Origin of the sequence: Sphingopyxis sp. 2PD (assembly GCF_005503695.1) — a bacterium.
Lineage (GTDB): Bacteria > Pseudomonadota > Alphaproteobacteria > Sphingomonadales > Sphingomonadaceae > Sphingopyxis.
The window spans coordinates 1-19,204 of record NZ_SCMU01000001.1 but is presented as its reverse complement, the minus strand read 5'-3'; the positions used below and the strand labels follow the sequence as shown (position 1 = coordinate 19,204).

At 62.7% G+C, this 19,204-nt stretch carries 14 protein-coding genes and 1 tRNA gene; 5 read left to right on the top strand and 10 right to left on the bottom strand.

Annotated features, from left to right (window positions below; translation table 11 throughout):
- Positions 1–200: 200 nt before the first annotated feature.
- The 4 genes from FFS18_RS00075 to FFS18_RS00060 form a co-directional block, all read right to left on the bottom strand.
- Positions 201–1,316, bottom strand: a complete 1,116-nt coding sequence (locus FFS18_RS00075) for a M14 family metallopeptidase (RefSeq protein WP_171005169.1) — start codon at positions 1,314–1,316, stop codon at positions 201–203.
- 70 nt (positions 1,317–1,386) lie between these two features.
- Positions 1,387–4,443 (bottom strand): TonB-dependent receptor domain-containing protein, encoded by a 3,057-nt coding sequence (locus FFS18_RS00070; RefSeq protein ID WP_137869241.1) that lies wholly within the window; start codon positions 4,441–4,443, stop codon positions 1,387–1,389.
- 17 nt (positions 4,444–4,460) lie between these two features.
- Positions 4,461–5,408: an alpha/beta hydrolase gene (locus FFS18_RS00065; RefSeq protein WP_137869240.1), complete on the bottom strand. Its 948-nt coding sequence runs from the start codon at positions 5,406–5,408 to the stop codon at positions 4,461–4,463.
- Positions 5,405–6,790: a dicarboxylate/amino acid:cation symporter gene (locus FFS18_RS00060; protein WP_137869239.1), complete on the bottom strand. Its 1,386-nt coding sequence runs from the start codon at positions 6,788–6,790 to the stop codon at positions 5,405–5,407. The genes FFS18_RS00065 and FFS18_RS00060 overlap by 4 nt, the downstream gene beginning before the upstream one ends.
- A gap of 190 nt (positions 6,791–6,980) precedes the next feature.
- Between FFS18_RS00060 and FFS18_RS00055 the strand changes: the two genes are divergently transcribed.
- The 3 genes from FFS18_RS00055 to FFS18_RS00045 all read left to right on the top strand — a co-directional run bounded on the left by FFS18_RS00055 (position 6,981) and on the right by FFS18_RS00045 (position 10,623).
- Positions 6,981–8,678: a sensor histidine kinase gene (locus FFS18_RS00055; RefSeq protein WP_137869238.1), complete on the top strand. Its 1,698-nt coding sequence runs from the start codon at positions 6,981–6,983 to the stop codon at positions 8,676–8,678.
- The gene (locus tag FFS18_RS00050) at positions 8,675–10,000 is read left to right on the top strand and encodes a sigma-54-dependent transcriptional regulator (RefSeq protein ID WP_137869512.1); all 1,326 of its coding nucleotides are present in this window, start codon (positions 8,675–8,677) and stop codon (positions 9,998–10,000) included. Before FFS18_RS00055 ends, FFS18_RS00050 begins: the two co-directional genes overlap by 4 nt.
- A gap of 362 nt (positions 10,001–10,362) precedes the next feature.
- Positions 10,363–10,623 (top strand): hypothetical protein, encoded by a 261-nt coding sequence (locus FFS18_RS00045; protein WP_137869237.1) that lies wholly within the window; start codon positions 10,363–10,365, stop codon positions 10,621–10,623.
- Between the two features lie 56 nt (positions 10,624–10,679).
- Here FFS18_RS00045 and FFS18_RS00040 read toward each other — a convergent pair whose 3' ends face one another.
- Positions 10,680–11,204, bottom strand: coding sequence for a group I truncated hemoglobin (locus FFS18_RS00040; protein WP_137869511.1), 525 nt, complete (start codon positions 11,202–11,204; stop codon positions 10,680–10,682).
- A 10-nt stretch (positions 11,205–11,214) separates the two neighbouring features.
- Complete coding sequence (locus FFS18_RS00035) at positions 11,215–12,105, bottom strand: DUF3034 family protein (RefSeq protein WP_137869236.1); 891 nt, start codon at positions 12,103–12,105, stop codon at positions 11,215–11,217.
- A gap of 93 nt (positions 12,106–12,198) precedes the next feature.
- Between FFS18_RS00035 and FFS18_RS00030 the strand changes: the two genes are divergently transcribed.
- Both FFS18_RS00030 and FFS18_RS00025 read left to right on the top strand, forming a co-directional pair.
- On the top strand, positions 12,199–12,816 hold the full coding sequence (locus FFS18_RS00030; RefSeq protein ID WP_137869235.1) for a cupredoxin domain-containing protein: 618 nt from the start codon (positions 12,199–12,201) through the stop codon (positions 12,814–12,816).
- On the top strand, positions 12,813–15,128 hold the full coding sequence (locus FFS18_RS00025; RefSeq protein WP_137869234.1) for a putative bifunctional diguanylate cyclase/phosphodiesterase: 2,316 nt from the start codon (positions 12,813–12,815) through the stop codon (positions 15,126–15,128). The genes FFS18_RS00030 and FFS18_RS00025 overlap by 4 nt, the downstream gene beginning before the upstream one ends.
- A gap of 324 nt (positions 15,129–15,452) precedes the next feature.
- On the opposite strand, the gene FFS18_RS00020 is transcribed toward FFS18_RS00025, so the two are convergent.
- The 4 genes from FFS18_RS00020 to FFS18_RS00005 all read right to left on the bottom strand — a co-directional run bounded on the left by FFS18_RS00020 (position 15,453) and on the right by FFS18_RS00005 (position 19,194).
- A tRNA-Lys gene (locus FFS18_RS00020) sits at positions 15,453–15,528 on the bottom strand.
- Between the two features lie 112 nt (positions 15,529–15,640).
- Positions 15,641–16,747: a rod shape-determining protein RodA gene (rodA, locus tag FFS18_RS00015; protein ID WP_137869233.1), complete on the bottom strand. Its 1,107-nt coding sequence runs from the start codon at positions 16,745–16,747 to the stop codon at positions 15,641–15,643.
- On the bottom strand, positions 16,744–18,651 hold the full coding sequence (mrdA, locus tag FFS18_RS00010) for a penicillin-binding protein 2 (protein ID WP_137869232.1): 1,908 nt from the start codon (positions 18,649–18,651) through the stop codon (positions 16,744–16,746). Before mrdA ends, rodA begins: the two co-directional genes overlap by 4 nt.
- Positions 18,652–18,669: 18 nt before the next feature.
- Positions 18,670–19,194, bottom strand: coding sequence for a rod shape-determining protein MreD (locus FFS18_RS00005; RefSeq protein WP_137869510.1), 525 nt, complete (start codon positions 19,192–19,194; stop codon positions 18,670–18,672).
- Positions 19,195–19,204: the final 10 nt, after the last annotated feature.

Here is a 19,204-nt window from a genome sequence, read left to right as displayed (position 1 = left end):
CAACCGCGCGTAGCGGGGCGCCCGGAGATAATGTGAAGGGCGGCTGGGCGGTATTGGTGGGGTCACGAATCTGCAACGCCCGCAGCCTTTGTCGGTTGCCGACATTTTGGAAAGAAAAGGTCGACATACTAGGGCTCGAACCTAGGATCGGCTGATCACGAAGTCGGGTTTTCGCCTCAATTTCAGTTATTAAGTCGAACTTAAGGCAAGTCCAAAGGCGGCAATGCTTCCATTAAGCCCACCGCAAGCGCGCGAGCAGCCTGCGCAATTGCCTGACGATTCGTCTCGTCGCCAACCTCGTAGGTATAAGCGGGAATAGCATGGGTGGCGTGGAACCAGTTCTTTGCGGTTCCGGAACCAGCGTTGGCGTTGCGACGCTCGATGGAAAACGAATATCCGGCGATCAGATTTTCCTTCCCGCCAAGCCATCGTGTCAGAAACCGTTCCTGTTCCTCGCTCGACTCGTCGCCCTGCACGTAAAACAGGTTGCGCGAGGTGGAGTGGAAATCGACCATGAGGACGGGGCGAATGCGGCTTGGTAAGCGTCCCAGCCAGTCCGCGACGGCGCGGGTTTCGGGCTGGGTAAAGCGTCCCCAGTCGCGATTGAGATCTACGCCGCCCAGATTGGCGCGCCAATGTCCGCGCGCGACGCCATCGGGATTGAGCAGCGGAATGGCAAGAATCTGAACCTCCTGCGCAGCAAGCTCTCCAGCGTCGGCTCGCGCGACCAGTGTGTCCAGAAAATGCTCCATGGCGATTGCGCCGCTGACTTCGGGCGGATGCTGCCGTCCGAGCAGGATCACCAGCCGCCGCGCGGACGGATCGCCGATGCGGAGCGCTTCAATGGGACGCCCGCCGAGCGAACGGCCCAGCGTTTCACGGGTGACGGAAGTGCTGCGATCGAGTCTGGCCATCAGCGCGGCCTGTTCGTTCGCCCCGACCAGTTCCTGGCCGCTGACGACCGCCTGCCCGGGCGGCAGCACGAGGGTTGCGGTCCTGCCGTCGTCACCCTCCGACACATCGAGCGATGTTGCATGGGTCGTGCTTCGCCATTTGGGGCGATAGCGATGCTTGGCCGCGAGATAGCGGAGATGGACGATGACATTGCCGGGGCCATCGGCCCTATACCGGAATGCGTACCACGGACTCGGGTTGATCGGCGGGGCGTGTTCGGGCGCGATAAGGACAGAAAACTCGCGCTCACCTTCGATCGTGCACGGTGAGAGCGGCGCGCCCTCAAAATCGAAGCTGATGCTCGCGGCTGTAGTGATGCAACTTCGCGGTGGAGCACCGGTCCCGGCGGCGGGGGGCGGCAATTGCGCGCATCCTGCGAGCGCAAGCAGCGCCCCCGCGAAAGGCAGCCGGAACCGGTACAAAGTCACAGCGTCAGAACTTCTTCCTGATCTCGATGGCGAACTGGCGGCCGCGGGCGCTGTGCAGATCGCTGTAGAAGCCATAAGTTTCGTCGGCGAGCGGCGGATCGGTATCGAACAAATTGTTGATCGCAAACCGCAACCGGGTTCCGTCGAGCGCCGTGTCATTGTTGATCGTATAGGCGACCGACAGATTCATCGTAAAGATGTCGTCGACCGGGAAGAAATTGGCATTGGGATTGTCCGATACGACCAGCACGTCGCGAACCACGCTGGTGTCATAGAATTTCCCGACATAGCTGCCGAACAGGCCAACCGAGACCGGCCCCTTGTCCCAGTTGATCGAGCCGCTGGCTCGCCATTTGGGCCGTCCGTCCACCTCCAGAAGCTCGCCAAGGCCGCCGACGGTGACATCGAGCGGCAGCGTTCCCGCGGCGATCGCATCGAGGATTTCCTGCCCGTCCGGGCCGGCGCTCTGCACAAAGCTGTCGAGCCGCGCCACGTTCAACCGGACCCGGAAATCCCCCGCCCCGAAATCGGGCACACGATAGACAAGGCCGAAGTCCCACCCCTTCGACACGCGGCTGTCGAGGTTGAGATAGGGGTCGAGCACGCGAATGATCCGGCCGGTCGGGGCCAGGCTGGTGCCCGTGAACAGGGCGATGTCATCCGCCGTTGGCGCTTCGCGGATCACGTTGGGGTTGCTGCTCCCGGCCAGACGGCGCAGCAGGTCGAGCGCAATGGCGTTGTCATCGCCGAACGTCCCGACCAGGCCGGTCTGCTTGACCCGCCAGTAATCGGCGGTGAGCGTCAGTCCGGGCAGGAACCCCGGCTCGAGAACGATGCCCAGGTTGATGCTTTCACTGTCTTCGGGGCGCAGGTTGCGCGCGCCCGAGCGGAAGCTGATCACCCCCGCCCCGGGGCAGGCAGCAAGATTGGCGATAACGCCCTTCTCGACCTGTGCCTGGCAGACGACAAAATCGTCGCGGGTGTTCGAGCGCGTGGTGCCGTCGTCGTTGACCTGCACCAGGTTGGGAGCGCGGAAACCCTGCGACCAGGCGCCGCGGAACGTGACGCCGGGAATGGTCGTCCACGATGCCGCGATGCGCGGCACCTTGGCGGTTGCGCGGATGTCGGCGAACCGTTCGATGCGGCCGGCAAGCTGGACGTTGAGCGCCTCGATCAGCGGAATGTTCATTTCCGGGCTAACGAGGGGAACGAACAGTTCGGTGAACGCCGAATAGACATTGCGGACGCCGTCGGTGTCGGGGGATTCGCTGGTGCCGGCGACGTCGCTGCCGTTGAACACCCCGGTCACGCTGTCGGTGAAGGTGATGGTGCCGTCGAGCCGCGGATCGCGGTCGTCGTAGAAGGACTCGCGCCGCCACTCGACGCCGGCGGCGATGCCGACATTGCCGCCGGGCAGCGTGAACAGGTCATCGCGGCTGACCTTGAAGTCGGCGAGCGCCAGGCTGGTGCCGCCCTTGCGGAACACGTCGATCCGGAACGGCTCGATCGAGGAAAGCGGGTTGGGCGTGCAATCGCCGAGGCCCGGATCGTCCAAGCAGCCGCCGTTGAACGGATTATACGCATCGGGCGTGGTCAGGTTGATCTGGCGCTGCATGGCGGTGAGCGAAACCCGGTTGCGCTCCAGATCGATCGTATCGGCCTCCGAATAGACGAAGCCGGTGTCGAAGTCCCACGCGCCGAAGTTGCCCCGCAACCCGGCCACCAGCCGGTAACTTTCCTTTTCGACGTCGATGATCCGGTTGCCGACATCGACAAAACGGTACCGTTCCATGATCAGGTCGGCGCCCTCGGCCGCGATCGTGGTACCCGGCAGGCGCTGCGGGTTGGGTTGTCCGTTGCGCGTGGTCGGCCCGAACGGATTGTAATAGGCGTTGCGCGAGATGCCGACGGGAACGGCGCTGAGGATTGCCGACGGGTCGAAATTCCGCACGCTTTCCGATCGGTAATAGCTGCCCTCGAAATAGGCCTCGATATCGTCGGTCAGCTCGTAGCTGAGCAGCGCCATCGCATTATAGCGGTCTTTCTTGCTGATCAGGCTGTTACCGAAGATCGTGTTGTAACGGACCGCCGCGACCGGCGTTTCGCCGTTGCGGGCGCAGATGCCGCCGCCGAACTGGAGGCGGCAACCGGCGAAGGTGCTGGGTTGCAGGTAGAAGTCGTCGTCGCCGATCGGCGTGCGGTTGGCTGGTGCCTGGATATCGAACTGCCCGAACGGGCCAAATGTATTGCGGTTGTTGAACGAGGCATCGCCCTCGAAATCGGTCCCTTCGACCAGCGGCAGGCGGTTGTCGTCGCGCGCGTAATCGCGTGCGGTGACGGGCAGGCCGTTTTCGTGGAAATAGCCGCCATAGACGGTCAGATTGCCGCGGCCGCCGCCGAAGTCGAACCCATAGCCGCCGGTCAGGTTGAAGCTGTAGAGGCTTGTCCCGTCGGACATGCGGTAGTCGGCTTCGAGGAAGCCACCTTTCATGCCGCCTTTCAGCACCGTGTTGACCACGCCTGCCACGGCGTCGGCGCCGTAGAGCGCCGATGCGCCGTCGCGCAACACTTCGATCCGCCGCACGCTTCCCGGTGCGATCTCGTTGGTATCGGGCGAGACAACCGGCACGAGCAGCTCGGTCTGGAAACCCGGATGCAGGTTCATGCGGCGGCCGTTGATCAGCAAGAGCGTGTTGCCGGTGCCAAGGTCGCGCAGATTGATCGAACCGACGTCGCCGCGCACATTGTTCTGGGTCGTCGCGTTCTGCTCGTTGAAGGCGACCGTCCCGGCCTGCGGGATGGCGCGGAACATTTCGTCGCCCGACGATGCGCCGCTGTTCTCGATCGACTGTTCGTCGACCACGGTGACGGGCAGCACGTCGTTGATCTGGGCGCCCTGAATTTGGGTGCCGGTGACGACGATTTCGGGTTCGGCGGCGCTGACCTCCGCGGCATCGGGCGTCGATCCGGACGCGGGCTGGTCCTGCGCGGCGGCGAGCGTGGACGCGAGCAGGCTTGTGCCGCCCAGAAGCGCCAGTTTGGCAATGGTGGTGATGCGCATATTGGTGATCCTCCCGATCATTTCTTTTGGGTCATTTGCTTGTCGAGCCAGGTGTGGAACAGCGTCGGCCACTGGCTCAGCGTCTGCTCGGATGTGCCGAGACCCCATCCGTGGCCTCCATCCGAAAAAATGTGCATTTCCACGCTCGCGCCGGCGCGGTTGAGCGCCTCGAACAGCGCGATATTGTGGCCGGGTGGCGTCGTCTGGTCGTCGGCCGAGGAGAACAGGATCATCGGCGGCGCGTCCTTCGACGCATGCGTGTCGAGCGACCAAAGCTCCTGTGCCGCGATGCTGGGTTCGCGGCCGACGATCTCGCGCCGGGTGCGCGTCGTGTCATAGGGTTTGCGCAGCGTGACCACCGGGAACAGCAATGCCGCGAAATCGGGCCGCGCCGACGCCGTTTCGACCTCGTCGTTACCCGCGTATAATGGCTGGCCCGGCTTCAGCGCGGTGTAGCCGGCCAAATGTCCGCCGGCGGAGAAACCCAGAATGCCTATGCAGTCGGGCCGAATGCCGAAGTCACCCGCACGATGGCGCACGATCTTCATCGCGCGCTGCGCGTCGATGAACGGGGCGGTGGCCTCCCATCCGTCGGCGGGCAGCCGGTGGATCAGTTCGAAGACGGTATAGCCGTTAAGCTGCAACCATTGCGCCGCGGGGGTGCTCTCCTTCCACAGCTGGATGCGGAAATAACCGCCGCCGCCGATGACCACCACCGCCCGACCATTCGGATGGTTGGGACGATAGACGCGCAGACGCGGATTGGAGACATTGGACACTGCACCAAAGCCTGCGCCCTTGTCGCCGATCCGTTCCGGCCCGCTGACGGCGCCCTTCCCGGGCGGCGTGCCAGGCCACAGCAGAATTTCTTCGAATTCATGCGCCTTCAGCACGGCGCCGCCCGGCCAGGTCGATGCGACCAGCAGCGTGGCGGCGCCCGCGATCAGGGTGCGGCGCGCGATCATGCGGTCTCTCCGATCGCCGCCGCTATACCCTCGCTATGGGGTCCGGTGCGCTCGTGATGTTCGATGTCGGCTTCAGGCAGCGGCATTGGCTTACCCGCCATCGCGGCGGCCAGCCGCTGGGTGTCGAGCGCATTTTCCCATTTGGCAACCACGATCGTGGCGACCGCATTGCCAATGAAATTGGTGAGCGCGCGGCATTCGCTCATGAACCGGTCGATGCCCAGGATCAGCGCCATTCCGGCCACCGGAACAGAGGGGATGACCGACAGCGTCGCCGCGAGGATCACAAAGCCCGCACCGGTGACCCCCGCCGCGCCCTTTGAGCTGACCATCGCGACCAGCACCAGCGTGAGCTGCTCGCCGAACGACAGCTCGATGCCCACCGCCTGCGCGATGAACAGCGCGGCCAGCGTCATATAGATGTTGGTGCCGTCGAGATTGAAGGAATAGCCGGTTGGCACAACCAGCCCGACCACCGTCTTGCGGCAGCCCGCGATCTCCATTTTCTCCATCAGGCTTGGTAGGGCGGCCTCGGACGACGACGTCCCGAGAACGAGCAGGAGCTCCTCGCGCAGATATTTGATCAAGCCAAAGATGGTGAACCCTGCCAGTCGCGCGACAACACCGAGTACCACGAGAACGAACAGCAGCGACGTCAGATAGAAGGTCGCGATCAGCGCCGCGAGACTGGCGAGAGAACCAATTCCGAACTCGCCGATGGTAAAGGCGATCGCCCCGAACGCACCGATCGGGGCGAGCTTCATCAACATGTGGACGAGCTTGAAGATGACCTCGTTGAACGACCCCATCACGTCGAGGACAAGGTCGCTGTGCGGCCTGGTCGTGGCGATCGCGACACCGGACAGGATCGCAACAAGCAGCACCTGGAGGATCGATCCGCTGGTCAAGGCGCTGAACAGCGTCGTAGGTATGATGCCGAGCAGGAAGCCTGCCATGGTCTGCTGCTTCGCGGTCTCGGCATATGTCGCTACCGCCGCCGTATCGAGCGATGCTGGGTCGATATTCAGTCCCGCGCCCGGCTGGACGACATTGGCAACCACGAGCCCGATAACGAGCGCGAGGGTGGAGAAGAACAGGAAATAGACGAAGGCCTTGCCGGCGACGCTGCCGACCGCGGTCATATCCTTCATCCCCGCGATGCCGGTGGCGACGGTCACGAAAATCACCGGGGCGATAATCATTTTGACCAGCGCGATGAAGCCGTCGCCGATCGGTTTCAGCGAGGCGCCAAACTCGGGAAACAGGTGTCCCACCAGCGCGCCGAGCGCGATCGCGGTCAGCACCTGAACATAAAGATGCCGATAAAATGGCAATTTGCGGGCGGGCACGCCCGAATCCCCAGTGGCAGCTGCCAACCCCATCGCCGATCCTCTCCCGTGGCAATTTTTGCCTGGTATCGATTATAATTTGCCGGGAGGGACCATGAAACGATCAAGCCGCATTTCTAAATATCATTATTTATCATGTATATAGACTATTTGGCGTTCGAGATTTGTGCGGTTATCCCTACATTCGAGTTGAATATTGTGCGAAAAACCGCACAGTAGAGCGATGGCGGGTTGGGCAGAAAAGATCGTTGGTGACCGTCGTTACCTGATTCTGTCGGTGGCGGTCGCGATCAGCATTTTGACCGGATTGGTGCTGTCCGTCGACCGCGTGATGTATGCCCGCGCCCTTGCTCAGGAGAAGGCAGTCGCGGGCGACGATGCAGCCATTCTTGCTGCCGGTCTGCGGAGCGAACTCGACAAGGTTAGCCTGCTGCCCATTACGCTGGCGGGTGACCTGCAGGTCGGCGAAACGCTCGCGCGCGATGCCGGCCAGACCCGATTGCTTGATATCCGGCTCGAAAATCTCGCTAAGCGGTCGGGCGCCGCGGCCATCTATGTCATGGACCGGGACGGCCTCACATTTGCGGCGAGTAACTGGAACCAGCCTGACAGTTTTGTGGGCTCGAACTATGCCTTTCGCAGCTATTTCCGGGAGGCGTTGAACGGCGGAAGCGCCACCGAGTTCGCACTCGGCACCGTCAGTCGCCGACCGGGGCTGTATATCGCCCATCGGGTCGGTCCGGCGGCCCGACCACTCGGCGTGGTCGCAGTGAAAATCGAGTTCGACGCGCTCGAAGAAAGCTGGCGCAAGGCGACCAACGGCGTTTACGTCACCGATGCAACGGGCGTCGTACTTTTGGCAACCGACGCCCGATGGCGGTTCCTGCTGACCGGGGAAGGCGTCGCGAAACTGCGCGATGCCGCGCAGGACCGGCAACGCTTTGGGCTGGCACGGCTCGAGCGCCTGGTTTTGGCAAGACCCCAAGGAGCAGGCGAGCGGGCGATCGTCGAAGCGCCGTTGTTTGATACGCTGCAATCGATCTCACCCGATGGGTGGACGCTGCACTTGCTGGTGGACCCGGGACCCCGCGCAGCGGCAGCGATCGCAAGCGGGCGGCTGGCCGTCGCCCTGGCGCTGGCCAGCACGATTGCGCTGGCATTCGCCCTGTTCTTCGTCCGTCGGCGACGGCAGGCGTTACAGGAGACGGAGATCGCGCAGCGCACGCAGACGGTGCGCGAACAATTGTCACAGGCCAACCGCCTAGCGACGCTGGGCCAGATATCGGCCGGGGTTGGCCATGAGATCGGGCAGCCGGTCGCGGCGATGCGGGTGTTTGCCGAAAATGGCGAGAAGTTGATTGCGCGCGGGCTCGTCGACGAAGCGTCGGCAAATTTCCGCGAAATCGTCGGATTGGCGGACCGGCTCGGTCTGATAACCGCAGAACTGCGGCGCTTCAGTCGCCGCCAGCCGGCGCCACGGCGCCTGGTCCGGATCGGTGAGATCGTCGACAGCGCGCTCCTTCTGCTCCGCGACCGGATCGCGTCGATGGACGTGGCACTGGATCTGCCGTCGGCACAGGATCTCGATATTGCCGTCGTCGCCGAGCATGTGCGGCTGGAACAGGTGCTGGTCAACCTGCTCCAGAACGCCCTCGATGCAGTGGGCGACGGGGGTGCGATTGCAATCGAGGCGATCCGCGGGGGCGATGACATCCGGTTGCGCGTTTGCAACAGCGGCCCCGGCATCGGCGCCGACAAAATTGGCCAGTTGTTTCAGCCTTTTGCGACCACGAAGCCCGACGGTCTGGGGCTGGGGCTCGTCATTTCGCGCGACATTATGCGCGACCTTGGCGGCGATCTTGTTTTCGAACCCGACGCAAAGCGGACCTGTTTCACCATGATCATTCCGCGCACAAAATGACCGACGGCAGCCTATCAATCATCTTCGTCGAGGATGACGACAGTCTGCGAGCCGGCACGTTCCAAGCATTGCAGCTGGAAGGATTTAACGTGGCCGCATTTCCCGCAGCTACGGCCGCCTTGCGTGAAATCGCTGCGGACTTCGATGGCGTCGTGATCAGCGACGTTCGCCTGCCGGTCCTCGACGGAATCGAATTCTTTGCCCGGATTCGCGACATTGACCCCGATATTCCAGTCATCTTCACCACCGCGCATGGCGATGTATCGATGGCCGTCGATTCCATGAAGGATGGCGCCGCGGACTTCTTCACCAAGCCCTATGCGATCGAACGGCTCGCGCGCTCGGTGCGCCAGGCGGCCGACCGGCGCAAGCTTTTGCTGGAAAACCGCCGCTTGCGTTCACAACTGGAAGGAAACGCGCGCACCGGCTGGATGGGATCGTCGGTTGTAGCCGGCCGTGCCGAGCGGATCGTGCGCGAAGTGGCGCAAACCGATGCCGACCTGCTGATCAGCGGCGCACCGGGCACCGGCAAGAGTCACGTCGCGCGTCTGATACATGATCTCAGCCCGCGCCGGAATCGTCCGTTCGTCGTCCTCGATCCCGGCATTTTCGCCAACGAGGAGGCCAATGTCCTCATCTATGGCCGCGACCCGTCGGTCGCGCTGTCGCGGTCGGGGCTGATCGAGCGGGCAAATGGCGGAACGCTGGTCATCGAAGCGCTGGAGTCGATCCCCGCGCGCGATCTGCCCCGCCTGATCAGCCTGGTCGACCAGCGGAATTTCATCGCCCTTGGAGCGGATCGCCCGCGGAATGTCGATATCCGGATAATCGGGACTACCACCCTGTTCCGTCAGGGAAACGACAGCGTGTCGGTCCGCGATCGCGGACTGGAAGATCGGCTGAGCGGCATTACTGTCACATTGCCCCCGCTCGTCGAACGACGCGACGACATTCCCGAATTGTTCCGGATGTTCGTGGCCGATTTCGAACGCAGTCTCGAACGGTCGGCGGATGATCTCAGCGAGATCGAATGGCAGCATCTCGTCAGCCACGATTGGCCCGGCAACCTGCGCGAGCTGCGCACATTTGCGCAGAATTTCGTGCTCGGCCTGACCCGTCTGGCACAGCCCGTCGAGCCGGGAACCACGGGAGCGAGCCTTCAGTCGCTGGTCGCAAATTTTGAACGAACGCTCCTCGAAGATGCGATGCGCCGCTCCGGCGGGAGGGTCGCCGACGTGCAGCGGAGCCTGAACATTCCCCGCAAAACCTTGTACGACAAATTGGCCAAATATGGGCTTCGGGCAAGCAGTTACCGGCCCTAAGCGATCGACGGCCCGGCGACGGCAAGTGCGACCGGCGCCGCCATCGAATTGATCGGCATAAATAAGAGTACGCCCATCAGACGCATGCCCATGTCCGCAACATTCTTACTGCGAGCAGTTTCATTGACGTGCTGATGCTTGTGGCCATGCCACCGATCAACACCTCGCCTTTGACCAGGAGCAACATCTTAGATTTCGGCATATTTTCGACGATCGATGCGCTTCGTAAGCGCCAGCGTGCCTTCGCGAAAGCCGGACGCGACCTCGCCGCAGCAAGCGCGCCGAGGTGCCTCGGGGACGAGAAAACGTAGCACTGGTCGCCGCGGTCGCAGGCGCGATATGGCCCGGAAGCATGGCAGCCGATGATTGCCGAACTCGACATCGTCGATGGCGGCGTTGCGAGCACGAACTGGATCCCTGTTCACTTCGACGCTGACGGAATTGGACATGGCGTGTGGCGCGTCAAAGGCAGCTCGCCGCTCGCAACAGGCCCCTCGGTCGGAAATATTCTCGAACGCATTGCTCGCCTGAGTAGTGCACTCGGATCATCCGTTCGCTTCGCAATCGCCCAGCCGTGGCGCGAACGCGCTACGTCGGTCAGGATCTCGCCAAACTTGTCTTAAGCGGGACAGTCGCCGAACGACCAACTTTGGTTAGCAATGGGGCATATAAGCCCGCTCTACCTCGTGATTACTGCCCCCGACATGGGCGCGAGCTTTGCGAGAAATCGGTTCTGCGCAGCAAAGGAGACATTCTCCTCTCGCATCGCACGCTGCAAATTTTCGACGAGGGCATTCATATCTCGCGTCCGCACGCCGAGATCCTTGTGCGAAGCGGTCATGTCGCGCCCCGTATAAATGCAGCCCGCATTGAGAATATAGCAGAACTGCTCGAACAAGGTCCGTTTCAGTCGAACCATGTCGTGTGACGCGAAGATCGCGGCGATGCGCGGGTCGGCTTCCGACAGTTCGACCGTCCGGTTGGCGATCCGGCGGATGCCTGCCTGACCGCCGAAGGCGTCGGCCATCGCCACGCCGTCGAACGGCTTTGCTCCCGCATTGCCGTCGCCCTGGACATAGGGATCAACCGGAAACTCGCCGGTAACAGGATCGCGCATTTTTTCTTCGACGCCGAATTCCTTGTCCCAGTCCACCGGCGGCTCGGCGACGGATTGCGTCAGTAGTGCGGCGGCAAGGATAAGCATTGGGCGGTCCTCAAAAGGCGAGCTGGGCGGACAGAAATCCGCCACGCTGGTTGTCGAACGTCGCGATCGAACCCAGGTCGACATAGGCGGCGGTGACGGTCAGGTTCTTGGTCACCGCATAGGCGGCGAACAGATCCCACCAATCACCCTCGCGCGCGATGGCGAGATTGTCTGGCTTGGTGCGATATTCGGCGCCGATGACCGCGCGGCGCGACAGCTGATAAGCAACCGATCCCTCGAACTGGAGCGAGTAACTATTCTCCCCTGCGCTGCCGAAGCCGAGGAGCCCGCCTTGGTTGGCCTTGGTCAGCCGCGCCGTCGTATTGACGAGGACGCTGTGCGAGAGGAACAATTTTGTTGCCGATAGCGTGAAGTCGGTGCCTTGGCCGTTGGCAGCACCCACCGCGAGAGCGACGGGCGTATCGCTGCTTCGCTTGTGCTGGACGCCCGCTGCGATCTGCGGAACAAGCGGATTGCCGTAGACGACATCGCCCGCGATCCGGAGCGTTGCGGCGAACACATCCTGGTTGAGCATATAGCCCTCGCCGAGCCCGAGCGCGGTTCCTACATCGCGCGTATCGAAGTTCTGGCGTGCATAGCTAAGTTCGACGCGGTCAAAGAGCCCGACCGACAGCCCATAACTCGTCCACCCATAGTCGGGGAGTTCGATGATCGTGCCGTGCGCCGACAAGCCGACGCCGACATCGGTTTCGCGACCGCTGATCGTCGCCCATGTCGCAAGGCCGCCGCCGCTGGTGCCCTCGATCGTCGCGACACCGTTCGTCAGCAACAATTTTCCACCGTCGAGCAGCGCGCTTTCCTGCGCCGCGGCTGGCGAAGCCAGGACGCACGAAAAAGCAAGTCCGGCCAGCAGGCCGCGTAAGGGAAGAGGTTGGTCCATAATGGAGACATCACATCAATCGGCTAAGATTGTGTTAACCATGCGCTCCAAATTTTGACGCAAAATTAAACAACTAGCCCTAGTTCGGCGCAAATGAAGGGACCAATCATCCTTGCTGCGTTGCTCGGCCCGGGCATAGGGATTGCCGCTGCATGGGCTGCGACGCCTGCGTCGATGCAGGTCCAGGTCGTTGACGAGCGTGGTGTCCCGGTGCGTGACGCGGTCGTCGAACTCGATCCCGGCGGCGGCTGGCGCGGCGGAGCGATCCGCTTTCCAGGGCGTGCCGCCATGGCGCAGAAGAACGTCACCTTCACCCCCGGTACACTCATTGTCGCCAAGGGCGGCAGTGTCGCTTTTCCCAACCTTGATACCGTCCGGCACAGCGTCTTCAGCTTTTCCAAAGCGGCGCGGTTCGAGATCGACCTCTATGGGCGCGATCAGTCGCGGTCGCAGGCGTTCCCGGTCGTCGGCACCGTCGCGCTCGGATGCAATATCCACGATCAGATGCGAGGATATATACGCGTGGTCGACACGCCTTATGCCGCAAAAACCGACCAGAACGGTCTTGTCCGCTTGTCGGGCATGGCGGCGGGCACCTATCAGCTGACCATTTGGCACCCACGTGCCCGGACACCCGGGGGAGAGGTCAAGCGCGCCGTCGTTGTCGGCGCCGGAGCGGCCAGCCAGAAGATCGCGTTAAGGCTGCGATGACGTTATCGCTTTCCATTCCGGCGCGCTTTCGTTTTCGATCACTGAAGCTTCGTATCGCGGTCGCCTATGCGACGCTGTTTGCGCTCGTGCTCGCGGCGGTCGTGCTTCTGGCAGGCAATGGGGTTGCGCGTTTCGGCGAGAATAGCGCATCGCGTGATCTGGCCGCGAACGCCCGGGTCTTTGACGAGATCATTGCCTTGCGGGCCCAACAAATGCGGGGGTCGACCGATATCCTGTCGCGCGACTTCGGGTTTCGAGAGGCTGTGGCAACGCATGACGACGCGACCATCGAAAGCGCACTGCTCAGCCTGCGGCAGCGCTCGCGCAGCGCCGCGGCCTTCGTCGTTGGCCTCGACGGCAGCATCGTCGGTTCGTCGGATGCGGCATTGCCTGCCGTCGAAGATTTGTGGAACGCGCTCGATGCGGGGCAGGAGCGCGGGGTAATTCGGCTTGGCGAAAAACTTGCCCTGGCCGCCGCTTCGCCTGTGGAAACGCCGGATACAATCGGCTGGCTCGTCATGGCCCAGCCGCTCGATGCCGCCGAGATGAAGCGGCTGAGCCGTCTCGCCGCGGTCGATATCGATGCGCGCGTGCTGCCGGCGTCGCGTCTCCCAGCCGCGCTTAGCAACGCAACTCTAGGGAGTGTTGTCGAAACCGACGATGGCGATCGAATCTTGCATCATGTAACGGCGCTCCCCGCCTTGCAGCAGGGTCTCCGGCCGCGTCTTCTTCTCAACCACTCACTCAGCGAGGCGCTGGCCGAATATTCCGGCCTTCAATGGCTGCTTGCGGCGCTCGCGGCCGCCGGCCTGTCGCTGGTCGTCGTACTGAGCTGGCGTGTTGCCCGGACCATCACCAGCCCACTGCGCGCCCTTGACAACGCGACGCGGCGGCTTGGAGAAGGCAAGGACGCGAAGGTCGAAATTACGTCGGAGGACGAGATCGGAAGACTCGGTGCGAGCTTCAATACCATGGTTGACGCGATTGCGGAGCGCGAACGGCAGATCACGCACGTTGCGCTCCACGATGGACTAACCAATCTGCCCAATCGCAAATTGTTTGTCGAACAGCTGGATCATGCCTTGCTGCGCCGCCGCGACGATATGCAATTGATGGTCGTCTACGTCGATCTTGACGATTTCAAGGTCGTCAACGATACGCTCGGACACCCCGCCGGAGATACGCTGCTTCGCAACGTGGCCGCGCATCTTCAGGATGTGCTTGGCGATGCCATTGTCGCGCGACTGGGAGGCGACGAGTTCGCGATTCTGCTCAGTGACCTGCCAGCGACCGAGAATCTCGCGGCTCTGGCCGATCGGCTCCAGGATTGCTTTGATCGCTCGATCGTGATCGACGGTCAGCAGGCGGATGCCTCGGCGAGCCTCGGTATCGCGGTTGCGCCTGCCGATGGGGTCGATGGGATCACCTTGATGAAGAATGCCGACCTTGCGCTTTACCGCGCCAAGCGTGACGGCAAGTCGACATATCAATTCTTCGAACGCTCCCTCGACGAGCAGGCGCGTTATCGGCGACAGATGGAGCTCGACCTCCGCCTAGCCATCCGCGACGGCGGTTTCGAACTCCACTTCCAGCCACTCTACAGCCTCCAGGAGGAGCGGCTCAAGGCGTTCGAGGCGCTCATTCGCTGGCCGCACCCCGAGCGCGGGATGATCAGTCCCGCCGAGTTCATTCCGCTTGCGGAAGAAACGGGTCTCATCGTTCAGATCGGTGAGTGGGTCGTTCGCGAAGCTTGCCGTCAGGCAGCGTCCTGGCCGGGCGATCTCGCGGTGGCGGTCAATATCTCGCCCAAGCAGTTCCTCAGTCCAAATCTGGCGACGGTCGTCTTGTCGGCGCTCGCAATTTCGGGACTTCCCGCGACCCGACTCGAACTCGAGATCACAGAGAGTATTTTCATTTCCAACGTGGAACGCACGCTCGATGCGCTCCACGGCCTGCGCAAGCTCGGTGTGCGGATTGCGCTCGACGATTTCGGGACCGGCTATTCCTCGCTCAGCTATCTGCGGTCGTTCCCGTTCGACAAGCTGAAAATCGACCAGAGCTTCGTTCGCGACCTAACGGCTGGCGGCAACGCCAACGCGGTGATCCGCGCGATAACGACCTTGGCGGATGCGCTCGGCATGGAGACCTTGGCCGAAGGCGTCGAGGATGAGGCACAGGCCGAAATCCTTCGCCAAGAAGGCTGCCGTCAGATTCAAGGTTATCTGCTCAGCAAGCCGATCGACTCGCGCTTGGTTCGGGGCTTTATCAATGAGATGGAATTTTCCACGAACGCGGAACGGCTGCGGGCGTGAGCATGGCAATTGCCTGATCCTAGCGTTTCATCCTACTTGGCCGACATCATTCAGAACACGGCCACCCGTAGCGCACGCGTCGCGTGCGGGAACTCCCTGCGAGAACTCCCGCATAGCGTACCGCAGGGGCAATTTTCGGGTGAGGAACTCACCGGTGATGAAGCAGCCTCCACCGCCGAACTCGATAAAGTTGGCAACGAAGATGGGCCGGACGATTCCAACGCGCACTCACACGCTTCGGTGTCTATTCGATACTCACCTTAGAAGAAAGCTTTGCTGATCGCAGGCAAGGTGGCGTAAGCTATTTCAATTGATCAGAAAAGGTGGTGGACGCACTAGGGCTCGAACCTAGGACCCGCTGATTAAGAGTCAGCTGCTCTACCAACTGAGCTATGCGTCCACTGCCGGATTTCGGCGCGCTTGGCGGCGGCGAGCTATGCTCTTTGCTGCGAAGCGAGCGGCCCGCTATCATGCCAATCGGGGGAACGCAATGCCTCTGCCAAAGATTTTTCTCAATGCAGGCGGCGTGTGCCCGTTTTGCTGTCGTTTTCGATCGCCAACATGATCCCGACGCACGTCATGATCGTCAGCATCGACGATCCGCCATAGGAAAAGAGCGGCAACGGAATGCCGACCACCGGTGCCAGCCCCATCACCATCATCAGGTTGATCGCGATGTAGAAAAAGATCGTCATGGTGAGCCCCGCCGCGGTCAGCTGGCCAAAGCGGGTGCGTGCTTTCAGCGCGACGCGCGTTCCCCAGCGCAGCAGGAGGAAAAAGGCAAAGAGCAGCCCCAGCCCGCCGATCAGCCCCCATTCTTCGGCCATCGTGGCGAAGATGAAGTCGGTGTGGCCTTCGGGCAGATAGTCGAGATGGCTCTGCGACCCGTTGAGAAAGCCCTTGCCGCCGACCCCGCCCGATCCGATCGCGATCTTCGACTGGCTAATATGATAGCCGGCGCCGAGCGGATCGCTTTCAGGGTCGAGAAAGATGAGCACGCGCTTTTGCTGATAATCGTGAAGGAACGAGAACAGCACGGGCAGCGCCGCCGCCCCGGCGATCGCGGTGCTGCCGAACCACCAGAAGGGCAGGCCCGCGACGAACATCACCACCACGCCGCCGATGCAGATCGACAAGGCCGTGCCAAGGTCGGGTTGCAGCATGACGAGCGCGGCGGGCAGTCCGATCATGATCAGCGCCGGCCACAGCGCGGTCCAGCTGCGCGTGTTCCCGGGCGGCAACTGCGCGTAGAAGCGCGCCAGGGCGACGACGATCGTCACCTTCATCAGTTCGGAGGGCTGGAGGTTCATGAAGCCGAGGTTCAGCCAGCGCTGGCTGCCCCCGCCGACAAAGCCGAGCAATTCGACCGCGATCAGCAGGACGAGCACGCCGATATAGGCAATGTACGAAAAATCCTCGAAAATGCGGATCGGCAGGCGCCCGATCACCATCGCGACGGTCAGGAACACCAGAAAGCGGATGGTCTGCTGCATCGCCCACGGCGTGAAGCTGCCGCCCGCGGCCGAATAGAGCACCAGAATGCCAAAACCCGTGATGGCGCTGAGCAGCGCGATCAGTTTCCACGGAATGCGCTGGATGGCGGGCGGCACGACGATCATTGTGGCAGCTCCGGATTGGGATCGCTCGACGCACCGGATTTCCACGCGGCATAGTCGCGGTCCATCCGCTCCTTGATATTGCCGCCCCAGCCAGCCTCGAACGTCTCCAGCGCTTCCATCGCCTTTTCGCGGTCGTAGAGGAAGGTGAAGATGTCCTTGGCGATCGGGGCTGCGGCGCGCGATCCGCCCATGCCATGCTCGATGACCACCGATGCGGCATAACGCGGGTTTTCGACCGGCGCGAAGCAGACGAACAGGCCGTGGTCGCGATATTTCCAAGCACCGCTCTGACCGCGCGAGCCCGAAGCGAGGCCGCGCACCTGCGCGGTGCCGGTCTTGCCGCCCATGGTGATGCCGTCGAGCGGCAGGCGGCTGCGCACCGCGGTACCCGCGCCGTTGACGACGCGGTCCATGCCCGAACGCGCAACGGCCAGCGCCTCGGCCGAAAAGGGCAGCGGCTCGTTGCGAAATTCGCGGTTGATCAGGCGCGGATACAGCCGCCGCCCCGACGCGATCCGCGCCGTCATCACCGCCAGTTGCAGCGGATTGACGCTGACATACCCCTGGCCGATCACCGCGTTCAGCGAATCCGACGCCGACCATTTCTGGTCGTACCGGCGCATCTTCCACGCGCTGTCGGGGATGGTACCGTACCGCTGGTTGCTGCCCGCCAGCTGAAATTCCTCGCCCAGCCCAAGCAGCTTGGCGGTGGGCGCCATCGCGTCATAGCCCAGCCGGTGCGCCAGCCAGTAGAAATAGCTGTTGCAGCTTTTTTCGATCGCGGTCGCCATGTCGACGCTGCCGTGTGTGCCGAGGCAGCGAAAGAAGCGGCTGCCGAGCCGATAGCCGCCGATGCAGGTGTGGCGTTCTCCGGGGTCGACGCCGTGCTGGACCGCAGCGATCGCGGCCATCGGCTTCAGCGTCGACCCGGGGGGATAGAGCCCGCGCGTCGCCTTGTTGATCAGCGGCTGGTGGTCGTCGGCGCGCAGCCAGCTATATTCGCTGTTGCTGATGCCGTCCGAAAAGCTGTTCGGATCGAAACTGGGCATCGAAATGAACGACAGGATGTCGCCGGTCAGGCAGTCGATAACGACGACCGCGCCCGATTCGCGGCCCATGCGCCGCGCCGCATATTCCTGCAGATCGGCGTCGATCGTCAGATGGACGGTCTTGCCCTGGACATCGGGCTGGGTTTCGAGATCGCGGACGATCTTGCCGCGCGCGGTCACCTCGACGCGCCGCGCGCCCGGCTTGCCCTTCAGCATCGGCTGGAAATATTTCTCCAGCCCATCCTTGCCGATCTTGTACCCCGGCGTGATGTACAGCGGATCTTTCGCCTTCTGATATTCCTCGGCATTCGGTGCGCCGACATAGCCGATCAGATGGCCGACCGCCGCGCCGGTCGGATAATTGCGGGCGAAGCCGCGCTGCGGCGCGATGCCCGGGAGCTCGGGCAGGCGGACGAGGATCGAGGCATATTCGGCCTCACTCATGTCTTCGGCCACAGCGACCGGTTGAAACCCCGATGCGGCCTTCAGATCGCGATTGATCCGCTCCATCGTGTCGCCGTCGAGGCGCAACAAGGTTCGCAGTTGGCCGAGCACGAAGTCGCGATTGTGCAGGCGGTCGGGGATGATGTCGATACGCAGCGAGACGCGATTGTTCGCCAGCGCCTTGCCATGGCGATCGACGATCCAGCCGCGACGCGGCGGGATGAGCGTCAGGTTGACGCGGTTGCTTTCCGATTCCAGCACATAGCGATCATTGTCGATGACCGAGATATAGGTCATGCGCGCCGCCAGCGCGAGCCCGACCGCCGCCTGCGCACCGCCGACAACCAGCGCGCGGCGGGTGAAGGTGATACCCCTCCAGGCTTCGGTAATGGGCGGGTTCTTGCGCGGCATTGCTTCTGACTAAGGCGATTATCGGCGTTTCAGGCGGAAATTGTCAAACTTGCCGGTCAGCCGCATGAACAGCGGCACCAGCAGCGCCGAGATGACAATCTGCGGCACGACCAGCCCCAGCACGCGTCCTGTCGCCGCGCTCGGATGAACGATCAGCGCCGCCAGCGACTGGATGATCGCGATCAGCAAGGCTGCAATCGCCCAATCGTGCAGAAAACCGCGCCAATAGATGCGCTGCGACGAATAATGGATCGCGATGCTGGCGAGCGTCCACAGCCCGACCGCGGTGCCGATCGGCTGGCCGCTGAACAGATCGTCCCACAGCCCCAGCGGCAGGCCGATCCACACCGGCCACATTTCGGTGCGCAGCAATTGCCAGCAGAGGAAAAACAGCAGCCCAAGCGGTGGTAGCACCGGCGAGTTGGCGACGAGCGGCAACATCAGCGGCAGCGCCGAAGCGATCATCACGGTCGCCACCGGCACGATCCGCATGCGCCACAGCGAAGCCGGTTCGCCCAGACGGGGCGCGGCGCGGTTGTTCATGGGGTGGGGC

Excerpts from the sequence above, each read along its gene's own strand:
- FFS18_RS00070 (WP_137869241.1), bottom strand. The coding sequence starts at position 4,443 with ATGCGCATCACCACCATTGCCAAACTGGCGCTTCTGGGCGGCACAAGC.
- FFS18_RS00065 (WP_137869240.1), bottom strand. The coding sequence starts at position 5,408 with ATGATCGCGCGCCGCACCCTGATCGCGGGCGCCGCCACGCTGCTGGTC.
- FFS18_RS00060 (WP_137869239.1), bottom strand. The coding sequence starts at position 6,790 with ATGGGGTTGGCAGCTGCCACTGGGGATTCGGGCGTGCCCGCCCGCAAA.
- FFS18_RS00055 (WP_137869238.1), top strand. The coding sequence starts at position 6,981 with ATGGCGGGTTGGGCAGAAAAGATCGTTGGTGACCGTCGTTACCTGATT.
- FFS18_RS00050 (WP_137869512.1), top strand. The coding sequence starts at position 8,675 with ATGACCGACGGCAGCCTATCAATCATCTTCGTCGAGGATGACGACAGT.
- FFS18_RS00045 (WP_137869237.1), top strand. The coding sequence starts at position 10,363 with ATGATTGCCGAACTCGACATCGTCGATGGCGGCGTTGCGAGCACGAAC.
- FFS18_RS00040 (WP_137869511.1), bottom strand. The coding sequence starts at position 11,204 with ATGCTTATCCTTGCCGCCGCACTACTGACGCAATCCGTCGCCGAGCCG.
- FFS18_RS00035 (WP_137869236.1), bottom strand. The coding sequence starts at position 12,105 with ATGGACCAACCTCTTCCCTTACGCGGCCTGCTGGCCGGACTTGCTTTT.
- FFS18_RS00030 (WP_137869235.1), top strand. The coding sequence starts at position 12,199 with ATGAAGGGACCAATCATCCTTGCTGCGTTGCTCGGCCCGGGCATAGGG.
- FFS18_RS00025 (WP_137869234.1), top strand. The coding sequence starts at position 12,813 with ATGACGTTATCGCTTTCCATTCCGGCGCGCTTTCGTTTTCGATCACTG.
- rodA (WP_137869233.1), bottom strand. The coding sequence starts at position 16,747 with ATGATCGTCGTGCCGCCCGCCATCCAGCGCATTCCGTGGAAACTGATC.
- mrdA (WP_137869232.1), bottom strand. The coding sequence starts at position 18,651 with ATGCCGCGCAAGAACCCGCCCATTACCGAAGCCTGGAGGGGTATCACC.
- FFS18_RS00005 (WP_137869510.1), bottom strand. The coding sequence starts at position 19,194 with ATGAACAACCGCGCCGCGCCCCGTCTGGGCGAACCGGCTTCGCTGTGG.